Here is a 13,412-nt window from a genome sequence, read left to right as displayed (position 1 = left end):
CCGGCCGGCTGCAAGGAGGTTCACAGTGTTTAACCGAATCCGTATCTCTACCAGCTTGTTCCTGTTGTTGATGACCTTCTGCGTTCTGCAGTTGGCCAGCAGCGGCCTGTCGTATTCCGCGTTCCGCTCCGATAACCACAACCTCGATATCATCACCCTCGGCAGCCAGCAGCGCGATTCGCTCAGCCTGAGCTGGGTGTCGTTGTTGCAGGCGCGCAATACGTTGAACCGCGCCGGCACCCGCGCGGCGCTGAAGCTGCCACAGGAACAGGTGAACGAATTGATGAGCAGCGCCCGCAGTTCGCTGCAGAAGGCCGATCTCTATTTCAATCAGTTCATGGCGGTTGAGCGCAGCAGTGAGCAACAGAGCCAGCAGACGGCGACCACCAAAGCCAGCTACGAGCGATTGCGCGGCGCGCTGCGCGAGCTGATCGGCTTCCTGGAAAAAGGGGAGCTGCAGGCGTTTATGGATCAGCCGACGCAGAAGACCCAGGACCTGTTCGAGGCCGACTTCGTGCAGTATCTGCAGTTGATCAACGGCGACATCAGCGAGGCCAGAGACGCCAACCAGTTCTCCTTCACGCTGGCGGGCCTGATGCTGGCGGGGGCGGTATTGATGCTGATCGTGGTGACCGGTAGCGCCATGTGGTGGTTGCGCACCATGTTGGTACAACCGCTGAACCAAATCCGCAGCCACTTTGAACGCATCGCCGCCGGTGACTTGGCGACGCCGATTCAAGTGTACGGCCGCAATGAAATCAGCATGCTGTTCGCCAGCCTGCAGCGCACGCAGCAGTCGCTGATCGGTACTGTGGGCGCGGTGCGCGACGGGGCGGAATCGATTCTGATCGGCCTGCAGGAGATCTCCGAAGGCAACAACGATCTCTCTTCCCGCACCGAGCAGCAGGCCGCTTCGCTGGAAGAGACCGCCGCCAGCATGGAACAGCTGACCGCGACGGTGAAACAGAACGCCGACAATGCGCGGCAGGCGTCTCAGCTGGCGCGCGACGCCTCGGCCACGGCGGCCAAGGGCGGTGAACTGGCCGGTGACGTGGTCACCACCATGCACGATATCGCCAACAGCTCGCAGAAAATCGGTGCCATCACCAGCGTGATCGACGGCATCGCCTTCCAGACCAACATTCTGGCGCTCAATGCGGCAGTGGAAGCGGCACGCGCCGGTGAACAGGGGCGCGGTTTTGCCGTGGTCGCCGGCGAAGTGCGCAACCTGGCGAGTCGCAGCGCCCAGGCGGCGAAAGAGATCAAGGTGCTGATCGACGAATCGGTCAGCCGCGTCAAACACGGCTCGGTGCTGGTGGAAAATTCCGGCGCCACCATGCAGGACATCGTACGTTCGGTGACCCGCGTCACCGACATCATGGGCGAGATCGCGTCGGCTTCGGATGAACAAAGCCGCGGCATCGAGCAGGTGACGCAGGCGGTGACCCAGATGGACCAGGTCACCCAACAGAACGCCGCGCTGGTGGAAGAGTCCGCCTCTGCCGCCACCGCGCTGGAAGAGCAGGCTATTACCCTGGCCGATGCGGTCGCGGTATTCCGTCTGGCGGACGATAACTTCGTCGCGCCAGGTAACAGCAACAACGCAGTTTCATCCGTGGTAAAGGAAGCCCAAGATTGTCAAACCGCATAAACAGCACGTTTTTCCCCGGTGAGGCGGCATGAAACAGGCGCCGTCAACTTCTAACCGGGATACTGCGTCGATGTTGACGCAAATGGTGCAGCGCCTGCCGCTGTCGGACGTGCATTTCCGTCGTATCAGCCAGTTGATTTATCAACGCGCCGGCATCGTGCTGGCGGAGCATAAGCGCGAGATGGTTTACAACCGTCTGGTGCGCCGATTGCGGCTGCTGGGATTGCACGACTTCGGCGACTATCTGGCGCTGCTGGAAAGCGATCCGAACAGCGCGGAATGGCAGGCGTTCATCAACGCGTTGACCACCAACCTGACGGCATTTTTCCGCGAGGCGCATCACTTCCCGATCCTGGCGGAGCATGCGCGCTCACGGCCGAACGGCTACAGCGTCTGGAGCACTGCGGCCTCGACCGGCGAAGAGCCGTATTCGATCGCCATCACGCTGAGCGATGCCTTGGGGCAGCGGGCCGGCAGTTGCCAGGTCTGGGCCAGCGACATCGATACGCAGGTGCTGGAAAAAGCGGAGGCGGGCGTTTACCGCCAGGAAGATCTGCGCACCCTGACGCCGACCCAAATGCAGCGCTATTTTCTGCGTGGCACCGGGCCGCATCAGGGGCTGGTGCGGGTGCGGCCGGAACTGGCGGCGCGGGTGAACTTTCAGCCGCTGAACCTGCTGGCGCCGGAGTGGGCGCTGCCGGGGCAGTTCGACGCCATTTTTTGCCGCAACGTCATGATCTATTTCGATAAGGCGACGCAGGAGCGCATCCTGCGCCGCTTCGTTCCCTTGCTTAAGCCGGGGGGGCTGATGTTCGCCGGCCACTCCGAGAACTTCAGCCAGATCAGCCGGGATTTCTACTTGCGTGGGCAGACCGTGTATGGGCTGACCAAGGAGAGGTAATGAGTAAAATCAGAGTGTTATGCGTAGACGATTCGGCACTGATGCGTCAGCTGATGACGGAAATCGTGAACGGCCATGCCGATATGGAAATGGTGGCGACCGCGCCGGATCCGCTGGTTGCGCGCGATCTGATCAAAAAATTTAATCCTCAGGTGCTGACGCTGGACGTCGAGATGCCGCGCATGGACGGACTGGATTTCCTCGAGAAACTGATGCGCCTGCGGCCGATGCCGGTGGTGATGGTCTCTTCGCTGACCGGCAAAGGCTCGGAGATCACGCTGCGCGCGCTGGAGCTGGGCGCGGTGGATTTCGTCACCAAACCGCAGCTCGGCATTCGCGAGGGCATGCTGGCCTACAGTGAGCTGATCGCCGAGAAGATCCGCACCGCGGCCAGGGCGCGCCTGCCTCAGCGCTCGAGCAGCCCGGCGCCGGCGATCCTCAGCCATGCGCCGCTGCTGAGCAGTGAAAAACTGATCGCCATCGGCGCCTCCACCGGCGGCACCGAAGCGATCCGCCAGGTGCTGCAGCCGCTGCCGGCCACCAGTCCGGCGCTGCTGATCACGCAACACATGCCGCCGGGATTCACCCGTTCGTTCGCCGAACGGCTGAACAAACTGTGCCAGATCACGGTGAAAGAAGCGGAGGACGGCGAGCGCGTGCTGCCGGGCCACGCCTATATCGCACCGGGGGACCGCCATCTGGAGCTGGCGCGCAGCGGCGCCAACTATCAGGTGAAGCTGCATGACGGCCCGGCGGTCAACCGCCATCGCCCGTCGGTCGATGTGCTGTTCCGCTCGGTGGCGCAATACGCCGGCCGCAATGCGGTGGGGGTGATCCTCACCGGCATGGGCAACGACGGTGCGGCGGGGATGCTGGAGATGCATCGCGCAGGGGCTTATACCCTGGCGCAGAACGAGGCGAGCTGCGTGGTGTTCGGCATGCCGCGCGAGGCGATCGCCAGCGGCGGCGTCAGCGAAGTGGTCGAGCTGGACAGAATGAGCCAACGGATGCTGGCGCAGATTGCCGGCGGCCAGGCATTGCGTATTTAATTTTAGTCCGCCGGGGTTACCCGGCGGCGATATGACCCACGGCCGCCGCGCGGCGGCCTGCGGTTTTGCATCATTAAACGGTTAACTATTTCAGGAGTAACAATGGCAGACAAGAACCTCAGATTTCTGGTTGTGGACGACTTCTCCACCATGCGTCGCATCGTCAGAAATTTGCTGAAAGAGCTGGGCTTCAACAATGTCGAAGAAGCTGAAGACGGGGCGGATGCGCTGAACAAGCTGCGCGCCGGTGGTTTCGACTTCGTGGTGTCCGACTGGAACATGCCGAACATGGACGGGCTTGAACTGTTGCAAACCATCCGCGCCGACAGCGCGCTGGCCGCGATGCCGGTACTGATGGTGACCGCGGAAGCCAAGAAAGAAAATATCATCGCGGCGGCGCAGGCCGGCGCCAGCGGTTATGTAGTGAAACCATTTACGGCGGCGACGCTGGAAGAAAAGCTCAACAAGATTTTTGAAAAATTGGGCATGTAAGGAGAGGGCGATGAGAGACATTCCAATGCCTGCCAGCGATGCAGCGACCGCGGGAGAGATCATCTCCCGCATCGGCCAACTGACCCGAATGCTGCGCGACAGCATGCGCGAACTGGGGCTCGATCAGGCGATCGCCCAGGCGGCAGAGGCGATCCCGGATGCGCGCGACCGTCTTGACTATGTCGTAACCATGACGGCGCAGGCGGCGGAACGGGCGTTGAACTGCGTAGAGGCGGCGCAACCGCGCCAGGCGGAGCTGGAATCCGGCGCTAATGCGTTGAAAGGGCGCTGGGACGAGTGGTTCGCCAATCCCATCGAACTGGACGACGCACGTTCTCTGGTCAACGACACGCGCCAGTATCTGGATCAGGTGCCGGGCCATACGGCCTTCACCAACGCCCAGCTGCTGGAGATCATGATGGCGCAAGATTTCCAGGATCTGACCGGTCAGGTAATCAAGCGCATGATGGACGTGGTGCAGGAGATCGAAAAGCAGCTGCTGATGGTACTGATGGAAAACATGCCGGAGCAGCCGGTGAAGGAAAAACGGCCGAACGACAGCCTGCTGAACGGTCCGCAGCTCGACCAGAACGGCGTCGGCGTGATCGCCAATCAGGCGCAGGTCGACGATCTGCTCGACAGCCTCGGTTTCTGAGGCTTTTCGGGGCGCGCGACGGTGCGCCCCGAAAGTTGCGCAGCGTCGCGCAAAGATTGGAGTATATAGCGTTGCTATATACATTGTGGCGATTATAATTTGTACTCCAGTTAAAGGAGGTCGCCATGACGTTAGGTTCTGTCTTTACCAATAATCGGACGCAGGCCGTGCGCTTGCCTGCAGAGGTGCGTTTCCCCGATACCGTTTCTAAAGTGACCGTCCGCGTGGTGGGCAAAGAGCGCATTCTTGCGCCGGTGGAGAATACCTGGGACAGTTTCTTCTGCGCGAAAAATGAGGTGAGCGATGACTTCCTCAATGAACGTGCCGGGCAACACCAGCGTGAGCGGGAAGAGTTTTGATGTTCAGCCATATGCTGGACACCAATATTGTTATCTATGTCATCAAGCGCCGGCCTCTGGAAGTGCTGGAGGCGTTCAATCGCTATGCGGGCAAAATGGTCATTTCGTCGGTCACCTATGGCGAATTGGTTCACGGAGTGGAGAAAAGCTCGCGTCCGGCGGTTAACGCCAGAGTGGTTGAGGATTTTGTCTCCCGATTGGACATTCTCGATTACGGCGCCAAAGCGGCTTCGCACTACGGCAACATTCGGGCTGCGCTGGAACGTCATGGAACGCCTATTGGCGTAAACGATCTGTATATCGCCGGGCATGCGCGCAGCGAAGGATTGATTCTGGTGACCAATAACCGACGCGAATTTGAGCGCGTTGATGGCTTACGGCTGGAAAATTGGCTGTAACGTCCTCCCCTTGATTGCCTCATCCCCCAAATAACCCGCCTTTTTCCTCGTTGTTCCCCCAATGACATCGCCAATTTTTTGGCATGCTGACCGCCATTCTTTACCCTCCCGACACAGGAACGGCGTTTCGTGGCTGAAGACAGCGATCTGGAAAAAAGCGAGGCCCCCACGCCCCACAGGCTGGAGAAGGCGCGTGAAGACGGCCAGATCCCGCGCTCGCGCGAGCTGACCTCGGTACTGATGCTGCTCTCCGGCCTGGCGATTATCCTGATGTCCGGCAGCAACATGGCGCAACAGCTGGCGGCGATGCTCACGCAAGGTCTGAACTTCGATCACGGCATGGTCAGCAACGATAAACAGATGCTGCGCCAATTGGGCATGTTGCTGCGCCAGGCGGTGCTGGCGCTGCTGCCGATCATGGCGGGGCTGGTGCTGGTGGCGCTCGCCGCGCCGATGTTGCTGGGGGGCATTTTGTTCAGCGGCAAGTCGATCAAGTTCGATTTGAAGCGGCTGAACCCGCTATCCGGGTTGAAGCGCATCTTTTCTACCCAGGTGCTGGCCGAGCTGCTGAAAGGGATCCTGAAAGCGACGCTGGTCGGTTGGGTGACCGGCCTCTATCTGTGGCACAACTGGGCGGCGATGCTGCATCTGATGACTCAGCAACCGCTCGATGCGCTGGGCAACGCGCTGCAGATGATTCTGTTCTGCGGCTTTCTGGTCGTGCTGGGATTGACGCCGATGGTGGCATTCGACGTGTTTTATCAGCTGTGGAGTCACTTCAAGAAGCTGAAGATGACCAAGCAGGATATTCGCGACGAGTTCAAAGACCAGGAAGGGGACCCGCACGTGAAGGGGCGCATTCGTCAGCAGCAGCGGGCGATCGCCCGCCGCCGCATGATGGCCGATGTGCCCAAGGCGGACGTGATCGTCACCAACCCGACGCACTACGCCGTCGCGTTGCAGTACAACGACAAAAAAATGAGCGCGCCGAAAGTGCTGGCCAAAGGGGCCGGCGAAATCGCCTTGCGCATTCGCGAACTCGGTGCGGAACACCGCATCCCGATGCTGGAGGCGCCGCCGCTGGCGCGCGCGCTGTATCGGCACAGCGAGATCGGACAACATATTCCGGCCACCCTGTATGCCGCGGTCGCCGAAGTGCTGGCCTGGGTGTACCAACTGCGCCGCTGGCGGCGCGAGGGCGGCCTGATCCCAAAAAAACCTGAACGTTTACCGGTGCCGGAAGCACTGGATTTTGCGAGAGAGAGTGACTCTGATGGCTAATTTGGCCTCCCTGCTTCGTTTGCCGGGCAATTTTAAAGATACGCAGTGGCAGGTGCTGGCCGGCCCGGTGTTGATCCTGTTGATTCTGTCGATGATGGTGCTGCCGTTGCCGGCGTTCATCCTTGATCTGCTGTTTACCTTCAACATCGCGCTGTCGATCATGGTGCTGCTGGTGGCGATGTTCACCCAGCGCACGCTCGAGTTCGCCGCTTTCCCGACCATCCTGCTGTTCTCCACATTGCTGCGTTTGTCGCTCAACGTCGCGTCAACGCGCATCATCTTGTTGGAAGGGCATACCGGCTCCGCCGCCGCCGGCCGCGTGGTGGAAGCCTTCGGCCACTTCCTGGTGGGGGGCAACTTCGCCATCGGCATCGTGGTGTTCATCATCCTGGTGCTGATTAACTTTATGGTCATCACCAAAGGTGCGGGGCGTATCGCCGAAGTGGGCGCGCGCTTCGTGCTGGACGGCATGCCGGGCAAACAGATGGCGATTGACGCCGATCTGAACGCCGGATTGATCGGCGAAGACGAAGCGAAGAAACGCCGCGCCGAAGTTACCCAAGAGGCCGATTTCTACGGCTCGATGGACGGTGCCAGTAAATTCGTGCGCGGCGACGCCATCGCCGGCCTGATGATCATGGTGCTGAACGTAGTCGGCGGCCTGTTGGTCGGCGTGGTGCAACACGGCATGGAGCTGGGGGCGGCGGCGGAAAGCTATACGCTGCTGACCATCGGTGATGGCCTGGTGGCACAGATCCCGGCGTTGGTGATCTCCACCGCCGCCGGCGTTATCGTCACCCGCGTAGCGACCGATCAGGACGTCGGCGAGCAGATGGTAGGCCAGCTGTTCAACAATCCGCGCGTGATGCTGCTGAGCGCCGGGGTGCTGGGGCTGTTGGGCCTGGTGCCGGGCATGCCGAACCTGGTGTTCCTGCTGTTTACCGCCGCTTTGCTGGGCCTGGCCTGGTGGCTACGCGGCCGTGAACAACAGGCGCCGAAGACGGTAGAGGCGCCGGTGATGCCGGAGAATCCGCAGGCTGCCGAAGCCAGCTGGGCCGACGTGCAGTTGGAAGACCCGTTGGGGATGGAAGTGGGCTACCGGCTGATTCCGATGGTCGATTTTCAGCAGAACGGCGAGCTGCTTGGGCGTATTCGCGGCATCCGCAAGAAATTCGCGCAGGACATGGGCTATCTGCCGCCGGTGGTACACATTCGCGATAATCTGGAACTGCCGCCTGCCAGCTACCGCATCCTGATGAAAGGCGTCGAGATCGGCAGCGGCGAAGCGCAACCGGGCCGCTGGCTGGCGATCAACCCCGGCAATGCCGTAGGCGAGCTGGCGGGTGATAAAACCGTCGATCCGGCCTTTGGGCTGGAAGCGGTGTGGATCGACAGCGCCTTGCGCGAGCAGGCGCAGATCCAGGGCTTTACCGTGGTGGAGGCCAGCACCGTGGTGGCGACGCACCTCAATCACCTGATCGGTCAGTTCGCCAGCGAACTGTTTGGCCGCCAGGAAGCTCAGCAACTGCTGGACCGCGTTTCGCAGGAAATGCCGAAGCTGACCGAAGACTTCGTGCCGGGCGTGGTGTCGCTGACCACGCTGCACAAGGTGTTGCAAAACCTGTTGGCCGAGCGCGTTTCCATTCGTGATATGCGCACCATCGTCGAAACGCTGGCGGAGCATGCCCCGGCGCAGAGCGATCCTTATGAATTGACCACCGTGGTGCGGGTGGCACTGGGCCGGGCTATCACGCAGCAGTGGTTCCCGGGCAACGGCGAGATTCAGGTTATCGGGCTGGATACCCAGCTGGAGCGCCTGTTGCTGCAGGCGTTGCAAGGCGGCGGTGGCCTGGAGCCAGGTCTGGCCGACCGCCTGTTGGATCAGGCGCGCCAGGCGTTGCAGCGACAAGAGATGCTCAGCGCGCCGCCGGTGCTGCTGGTCAACCATGCGCTGCGGGCCTTGCTGGCGCGCTTCTTGCGCCGCAGTTTGCCGCAGATCGTGGTGCTGTCCAACCTGGAGATCAACGACGATCGCCAGATTCGCATGACCTCGACCATCGGAGCCGCCTGATGAAACGCCGTTTGTGCTTGCTGGGTTTGTTGGCGCCGCTTGCCGCTGGCGCGGTGTCTGGTTCCTGGGTGGCGGAAGGGGCGGGCGTTACGCTGGAACAGGGCGGCATGCGCGATGAGTCCGCCGGTTTGCGGCCGCCGAACGCACTGCCGGACGCCAACGCGCGCATCACCAGCGTCAGCTGGCGCTACCGTTTGCTGGGGCCGGAACCGGTGGGCCTGCAGGCGCAGCTCTGCACGGTGAACCGCTGCATTCCGCTGGGCGGCGGTAGCGGTAGCAGCATCGGTCTGCAGGGCGAGCCGGCCAATGCGGAATTGCGCTTTGTCTATTACGTGCAGTCGCAAGGCGGGTTGAACCCGCCGCTGCGGGTGATTGGCAATCAGGTGATCGTCAATTACCAGTAGGATCAGGCCAAAATTTGCAGGCCGTTGCGTTCCACCAACGTCAACAGCTTCATCGCGGCGGAGTTCGGTTGCGCTTCGCCGCGCTCCCATTTCTGCACCGCTTTTTTGCTGACGTTGAGATACAGCGCGAACACTGGCTGACTGACGTTTTCCCGTTCGCGCAGCGCGCGGATCTCGGCCGGCCCGAACTGTTTCACCGGCCGCAGGCACAGCATGTCGAAGGTGCGCATGGTCACGTCATCGACGAAACCGGCGCGATGCAGGCCCTGAACTTCCTGGTGGATCGATTTCAGCATCTTGCTCATAGTTGTAACCTTATTAATTCCCCGCAGTTGACCAGTTGATACAGCCTGAATGGTGAATAATCCAGATACAGCGCCGCCAAATGCCGCCAGGAAATTAACTCATCCTGATTGATGTTGTCTCTTTCGTTTTTGGCAAAGCCATACATGAAAAAGATCCTGCCTTCATCTGCCGTTGCGATTAATACCCGATACCCGCGCCGTTTTCCACTCCCCATCCGGGCGATGCGTTTTTTGTAAACGCAACCACCGAGATTGGCGTCGTACAACTGATTTTGCATCTCTTGCGCCGCTTTCACTATCGTGGCGTCACTGATGCGTTCGTCGCTGGCAAATGTCTGGAAGGCTTTTGTGAGATAAATGTCGGTCATTCACTCTCCATGTGAAAATATACCCTTAATGGGTATAGATCAAGATGTTTAACGACCGAGCTAAGATGACGAAATAGGGAGTGATGGGGAACAGGCAAATATCCGTTCTGCGCAGGCTGGCGCATAACGTTAAGGGAACTCAGAAAACGACAAGGGGAAAATGCGAAGGGAGGCGCAAAAGCCGATAAAGCTGCGCCCGGCGACACGTACACCGGGCGAAATGGGGCAGGTCAGACGCCGATTTTTCTGCCGAGCAGGCTGCCGACGTGCGACTGGCCGTCCGGGCCATACAGCGATTTGTTGTTTTTGCTGAGGATCGACAGCGCCTGGGCGTTATGGTCGATCTGCTGATTGAGCAGCAGGCCATTGTGCTGGTTCTTCTCGCGCAGCGTTTGGCTCAGCAACTGAACGCGCTGCCAGCGATCGGCCAGGGGCGCATGGCTGGCGTAAGGGGCGCGTTGCCCGCAGGCTTTCTCCTGCCCCAGACGCTGCTGCTCGAGATAGGCGACCGTTGCCAGCAGTTGGCTTTTGGCGTCGGTGACGCGCTGCAATGCCACACCGGGCAGTTGACCGGCACACAGCAAGTCGTGCTCTTCCTCCAGCACGCCATTGAGCGCCTGCAGGGTTTCCAACAGTTTATCCAGCAGTTGTGCCAGGTTTTCCATAGTGATGACTTATCCTTTACCGCTACCCGCCGCCGCGCTGTCAGTCGCGGCCGGCGATCCATTGAATATCGCTCTGCGCGTCTTGCAGCAGCGCGTCGGCGATTTTGCCGGCGTCCATTTTCAGTTCACCGTTGCGGATCGCCTGCTTGATGGCTTCGACCCGGCCCATATCGATATCCTGGGTGCCCGGCTGCATCAGGCGCGCCTGTGCCTCGCTCAGTTTGACCTGGGTGCCGCTGACGGCGGTTTCGGCCACGGCGGCCTTACGCGGTTGGAGCGGGTTGTCGGCCGGGGTTTCACGCGGTTGCACAGTGGAAACCGGCTGTAACCGCTGGGTGCGATCGATACTCATGGTCCATCTCCGTTTACGCCGTCGCCGCTTGCGGTCGACGACGCTGCAATGAAAGTGTTGCGGCCCTGGTGGCCAATAAAATGCTGCTTGATTTGTCTTATCGGCAAGGTTGGCGGAACCTTTACTTTTTTATAACGTAATGCGAATCGCGCCGTCGTCCCCGACCACGCCGCTGACGATTTGCCCGGACGCCATGCGCACGCGCACGCTGTCTTCGGCGGCGGCGTTGTTCATCGCCTTACCCGCGCCGCTGATGTTAAATCCTTCGCCCTGCGCGGTGACCTGCACCGGTTGCCCGGCTTTGATAAGCCAGGCGCGGCGCAGCATGGCGAGCGTCAGCGGCTGGCCGGGGCTGATATTGCGCAGGCTGACGGCGCCTAACGCTTTGCCCGGTTCGGTCAGCGCGCGCGGCGGCAGGGTATCGAGCCGACCCTGCTTCAACGTCAGATCCGCCGCCGTCAATCGGGCGCCGGCGCTGATGCCGCGTGCCGACACGAGATAACGGCCGAACACTTGCACCTGCGTCTGAATAAAACGTCGCTCCTGGCCACAGCGCGCCGAAATGCTGACATTGCCGCCGATCCGCGCATTGGGCGACAGCGACAGCTGCGGCAGTTCGCAAGCGGGCCATTGGTTCGGCGGCGTGCGCACCCGCACTTTCACCTGCACCGGTTCGCCGTTGAATTTGCCTTTGATGAAGCTTTCGATTTGCGTCGCCAGATCGTCGGCGCGCGCGTTCAGACTGCACAGCAGGCCGATAAGCAGCAGCATTTTACCTTTCATCGTCATCTTCTCAAGCTTCATCGGGATACGCGTAAGTGTACCCGCAGCGCGCGCAGGCTAAGCAGATAAATAGCGCCCCATTTTGCGTTTATTCCCGCGATAGGGTGGCACGGCGGGCGTTTATGCTGTCGACTCCAAATTCTAACCTCGCGGAGGGAGCATGCTCGACAAACTGGACGCGGCTCTGCGCTTTGGCCAAGAGGCGCTGAACTTGCGCGCCCAGCGGCAGGAAATTCTGGCCGCCAACATCGCCAACGCAGACACGCCGGGTTATCAGGCGCGGGATATCGATTTCGCCAGCCAATTGAACAAGGTGCTGGAACAAGGGCGCGTCAACGGCAACGGCATGGCGCTGAACCTGACGGCGGCGCGCCACATCCCGGCGCAGACCATGCAGCCGCCACAGCTTGATCTGCTGTTCCGAGTGCCGGATCAGCCGTCGATGGACGGCAATACGGTGGACATGGATCGCGAACGCACCAACTTTGCCGATAACAGCCTGAAATATCAGACCGACCTGACGCTGCTCAACGGTCAGATCAAAGGGATGATGTCCGTGCTGCAACAAGGATAAGGCGCATGTCTTTACTGAACATTTTTGATATCTCCGGCTCGGCGTTATCGGCGCAGTCTCAGCGCATGAACGTCAGCGCCAGCAACATGGCCAACGCCGACAGCGTGACCGGCCCGGACGGTGAACCTTACCGCGCCAAGCAGGTGGTGTTCCAGGTCGCCGCAGCGCCTGGACAACCGACCGGCGGGGTGCGCGTCGCCCAGGTGGTGGACGATCCGGCGCCCGAGCGCCTGGTGTATCAGCCGGGTAATCCGCTGGCGGACGCCAAGGGTTACGTGCGCATGCCGAACGTGGACGTAGTCGGGGAAATGGTCAACACCATCTCCGCTTCGCGCAGCTACCAGGCCAACGTCGAGGTGCTCAACACCACCAAGTCGATGATGATGAAAACCCTGACGCTGGGTCAGTAACCGGAGATTCCCATGGCTATCGCCGCAACCACTAACGAGTCGTTGGACAACACCGTCATCGGTAACAACAGTAAGACCACCAACAGTCAGGATCTGCACAACAGCTTCCTGACGCTGTTGGTCGCGCAGTTGAAAAACCAGGATCCGACCAACCCGATGCAGAACAACGAGCTGACTTCGCAGCTGGCGCAGATCAACACCGTTCAGGGCATCGAAAAACTCAACACCACGCTGGGCTCGATCTCCGGCCAGATCAACAGCAACCAGTCGCTGCAGGCCACTGCGTTGATCGGTCACGGCGTGATGGTGCCGGGCAACAATATTCTGGTCGGCAGCAAGGACGGCAAGGTCAGCACCACGCCGTTCGGCGTAGAACTGGAGCGCGCAGCCGATCAGGTGACCGCCACCATTACCAATGCCAGCGGGCAGGTCGTGCGCACCATCGAAATTGGCGGTCTGACCGCCGGCGTGCACGCCTTCACCTGGGACGGTTCGCTGGATGACGGCACCACCGCGCCCGACGGCGCCTACAAAGTGGCCGTCAACGCCAAAGGCAACGGCGAGCAACTGGTGGCGCGCAGCCTGCATTTCGGCCTGGTGAACGGCGTGATCCGCGACGGCAACGGCGCCAAGCTGGATCTCGGCCTGGCGGGCAACGCCACCCTGGAAGACGTGCGACAGATCTTATAACCCT

At 60.8% G+C, this 13,412-nt stretch carries 18 protein-coding genes; 13 read left to right on the top strand and 5 right to left on the bottom strand.

From position 1 onward, the window contains the following. Positions 1–25 precede the first annotated feature (25 nt). From ATE40_RS11505 to ATE40_RS11460, 10 genes are all read left to right on the top strand, one after another. On the top strand, positions 26–1,651 hold the full coding sequence (locus ATE40_RS11505) for a methyl-accepting chemotaxis protein (RefSeq protein ID WP_019452966.1): 1,626 nt from the start codon (positions 26–28) through the stop codon (positions 1,649–1,651). A 28-nt stretch (positions 1,652–1,679) separates the two neighbouring features. Further along, complete coding sequence (gene cheR, locus ATE40_RS11500; protein ID WP_025159837.1) at positions 1,680–2,552, top strand: protein-glutamate O-methyltransferase CheR; 873 nt, start codon at positions 1,680–1,682, stop codon at positions 2,550–2,552. Continuing rightward, positions 2,552–3,601, top strand: coding sequence for a protein-glutamate methylesterase/protein-glutamine glutaminase (locus ATE40_RS11495; RefSeq protein ID WP_016927288.1), 1,050 nt, complete (start codon positions 2,552–2,554; stop codon positions 3,599–3,601). Before cheR ends, ATE40_RS11495 begins: the two co-directional genes overlap by 1 nt. A 102-nt stretch (positions 3,602–3,703) precedes the next feature. Next, positions 3,704–4,093: a chemotaxis response regulator CheY gene (gene cheY, locus ATE40_RS11490; RefSeq protein WP_004934862.1), complete on the top strand. Its 390-nt coding sequence runs from the start codon at positions 3,704–3,706 to the stop codon at positions 4,091–4,093. Between the two features lie 10 nt (positions 4,094–4,103). Then, on the top strand, positions 4,104–4,748 hold the full coding sequence (gene cheZ, locus ATE40_RS11485; protein WP_004934858.1) for a protein phosphatase CheZ: 645 nt from the start codon (positions 4,104–4,106) through the stop codon (positions 4,746–4,748). A 125-nt stretch (positions 4,749–4,873) separates the two neighbouring features. After that, positions 4,874–5,107 carry a type II toxin-antitoxin system VapB family antitoxin gene (gene vapB, locus ATE40_RS11480; protein ID WP_063918548.1) on the top strand — a complete coding sequence of 78 codons (234 nt, stop codon included), beginning with the start codon at positions 4,874–4,876 and terminating at the stop codon, positions 5,105–5,107. Next, positions 5,107–5,505, top strand: a complete 399-nt coding sequence (gene vapC, locus ATE40_RS11475) for a type II toxin-antitoxin system tRNA(fMet)-specific endonuclease VapC (protein ID WP_063918547.1) — start codon at positions 5,107–5,109, stop codon at positions 5,503–5,505. Before vapB ends, vapC begins: the two co-directional genes overlap by 1 nt. 129 nt (positions 5,506–5,634) lie before the next feature. Continuing rightward, positions 5,635–6,786, top strand: a complete 1,152-nt coding sequence (gene flhB / locus ATE40_RS11470) for a flagellar biosynthesis protein FlhB (RefSeq protein WP_019452962.1) — start codon at positions 5,635–5,637, stop codon at positions 6,784–6,786. Continuing rightward, on the top strand, positions 6,779–8,857 hold the full coding sequence (flhA, locus tag ATE40_RS11465; protein WP_019452961.1) for a flagellar biosynthesis protein FlhA: 2,079 nt from the start codon (positions 6,779–6,781) through the stop codon (positions 8,855–8,857). The genes flhB and flhA overlap by 8 nt, the downstream gene beginning before the upstream one ends. Continuing rightward, positions 8,857–9,261 carry a flagellar protein FlhE gene (locus tag ATE40_RS11460; RefSeq protein WP_019452960.1) on the top strand — a complete coding sequence of 135 codons (405 nt, stop codon included), beginning with the start codon at positions 8,857–8,859 and terminating at the stop codon, positions 9,259–9,261. Before flhA ends, ATE40_RS11460 begins: the two co-directional genes overlap by 1 nt. A gap of 2 nt (positions 9,262–9,263) precedes the next feature. On the opposite strand, the gene ATE40_RS11455 is transcribed toward ATE40_RS11460, so the two are convergent. The 5 genes from ATE40_RS11455 to flgA all read right to left on the bottom strand — a co-directional run bounded on the left by ATE40_RS11455 (position 9,264) and on the right by flgA (position 11,734). Further along, the gene (locus ATE40_RS11455; protein WP_033632742.1) at positions 9,264–9,566 is read right to left on the bottom strand and encodes a helix-turn-helix domain-containing protein; all 303 of its coding nucleotides are present in this window, start codon (positions 9,564–9,566) and stop codon (positions 9,264–9,266) included. Continuing rightward, positions 9,563–9,934, bottom strand: coding sequence for a type II toxin-antitoxin system RelE/ParE family toxin (locus tag ATE40_RS11450; RefSeq protein WP_063918546.1), 372 nt, complete (start codon positions 9,932–9,934; stop codon positions 9,563–9,565). Before ATE40_RS11450 ends, ATE40_RS11455 begins: the two co-directional genes overlap by 4 nt. Before the next feature lie 230 nt (positions 9,935–10,164). Continuing rightward, positions 10,165–10,599, bottom strand: a complete 435-nt coding sequence (locus ATE40_RS11445) for a flagella synthesis protein FlgN (RefSeq protein ID WP_019452958.1) — start codon at positions 10,597–10,599, stop codon at positions 10,165–10,167. 40 nt (positions 10,600–10,639) lie between these two features. Then, entirely contained in the window at positions 10,640–10,951 is a 312-nt protein-coding gene (flgM, locus tag ATE40_RS11440; RefSeq protein WP_019452957.1) for a flagellar biosynthesis anti-sigma factor FlgM, read from the bottom strand. 129 nt (positions 10,952–11,080) lie between these two features. Continuing rightward, positions 11,081–11,734, bottom strand: a complete 654-nt coding sequence (flgA, locus tag ATE40_RS11435; protein WP_019452956.1) for a flagellar basal body P-ring formation chaperone FlgA — start codon at positions 11,732–11,734, stop codon at positions 11,081–11,083. A 160-nt stretch (positions 11,735–11,894) separates the two neighbouring features. On the opposite strand from flgA, the gene flgB reads away from it, so the two are divergent. Genes flgB through flgD form a run of 3 tightly spaced genes read left to right on the top strand, consistent with a single transcriptional unit; the run spans position 11,895 to position 13,408 of the window. Continuing rightward, a complete protein-coding gene (gene flgB, locus ATE40_RS11430) occupies positions 11,895–12,308 on the top strand; it encodes a flagellar basal body rod protein FlgB (RefSeq protein ID WP_019452955.1) in 414 nt (137 codons plus the stop codon). Positions 12,309–12,313: 5 nt separating this feature from the next. After that, positions 12,314–12,718, top strand: a complete 405-nt coding sequence (gene flgC / locus ATE40_RS11425) for a flagellar basal body rod protein FlgC (protein WP_004934826.1) — start codon at positions 12,314–12,316, stop codon at positions 12,716–12,718. A gap of 12 nt (positions 12,719–12,730) precedes the next feature. Then, on the top strand, positions 12,731–13,408 hold the full coding sequence (gene flgD, locus ATE40_RS11420) for a flagellar hook assembly protein FlgD (RefSeq protein ID WP_019452954.1): 678 nt from the start codon (positions 12,731–12,733) through the stop codon (positions 13,406–13,408). Positions 13,409–13,412 lie beyond the last annotated feature (4 nt).

The organism is Serratia surfactantfaciens (assembly GCF_001642805.2).
Lineage (GTDB): Bacteria > Pseudomonadota > Gammaproteobacteria > Enterobacterales > Enterobacteriaceae > Serratia > Serratia surfactantfaciens.
The sequence above is the reverse complement of the archived record's forward strand: the minus strand, read 5'-3'. Positions and strand labels throughout refer to the sequence as shown.

Bases quoted from the DNA above. Each gene is read 5' to 3' on its own strand.
- cheR (WP_025159837.1), top strand. From the start codon at position 1,680: ATGAAACAGGCGCCGTCAACTTCTAACCGGGATACTGCGTCGATGTTG.
- ATE40_RS11495 (WP_016927288.1), top strand. From the start codon at position 2,552: ATGAGTAAAATCAGAGTGTTATGCGTAGACGATTCGGCACTGATGCGT.
- cheY (WP_004934862.1), top strand. From the start codon at position 3,704: ATGGCAGACAAGAACCTCAGATTTCTGGTTGTGGACGACTTCTCCACC.
- cheZ (WP_004934858.1), top strand. From the start codon at position 4,104: ATGAGAGACATTCCAATGCCTGCCAGCGATGCAGCGACCGCGGGAGAG.
- vapB (WP_063918548.1), top strand. From the start codon at position 4,874: ATGACGTTAGGTTCTGTCTTTACCAATAATCGGACGCAGGCCGTGCGC.
- vapC (WP_063918547.1), top strand. From the start codon at position 5,107: ATGTTCAGCCATATGCTGGACACCAATATTGTTATCTATGTCATCAAG.
- flhA (WP_019452961.1), top strand. From the start codon at position 6,779: ATGGCTAATTTGGCCTCCCTGCTTCGTTTGCCGGGCAATTTTAAAGAT.
- ATE40_RS11460 (WP_019452960.1), top strand. From the start codon at position 8,857: ATGAAACGCCGTTTGTGCTTGCTGGGTTTGTTGGCGCCGCTTGCCGCT.
- ATE40_RS11455 (WP_033632742.1), bottom strand. From the start codon at position 9,566: ATGAGCAAGATGCTGAAATCGATCCACCAGGAAGTTCAGGGCCTGCAT.
- ATE40_RS11450 (WP_063918546.1), bottom strand. From the start codon at position 9,934: ATGACCGACATTTATCTCACAAAAGCCTTCCAGACATTTGCCAGCGAC.
- ATE40_RS11445 (WP_019452958.1), bottom strand. From the start codon at position 10,599: ATGGAAAACCTGGCACAACTGCTGGATAAACTGTTGGAAACCCTGCAG.
- flgM (WP_019452957.1), bottom strand. From the start codon at position 10,951: ATGAGTATCGATCGCACCCAGCGGTTACAGCCGGTTTCCACTGTGCAA.
- flgA (WP_019452956.1), bottom strand. From the start codon at position 11,734: ATGAAAGGTAAAATGCTGCTGCTTATCGGCCTGCTGTGCAGTCTGAAC.
- flgB (WP_019452955.1), top strand. From the start codon at position 11,895: ATGCTCGACAAACTGGACGCGGCTCTGCGCTTTGGCCAAGAGGCGCTG.
- flgC (WP_004934826.1), top strand. From the start codon at position 12,314: ATGTCTTTACTGAACATTTTTGATATCTCCGGCTCGGCGTTATCGGCG.
- flgD (WP_019452954.1), top strand. From the start codon at position 12,731: ATGGCTATCGCCGCAACCACTAACGAGTCGTTGGACAACACCGTCATC.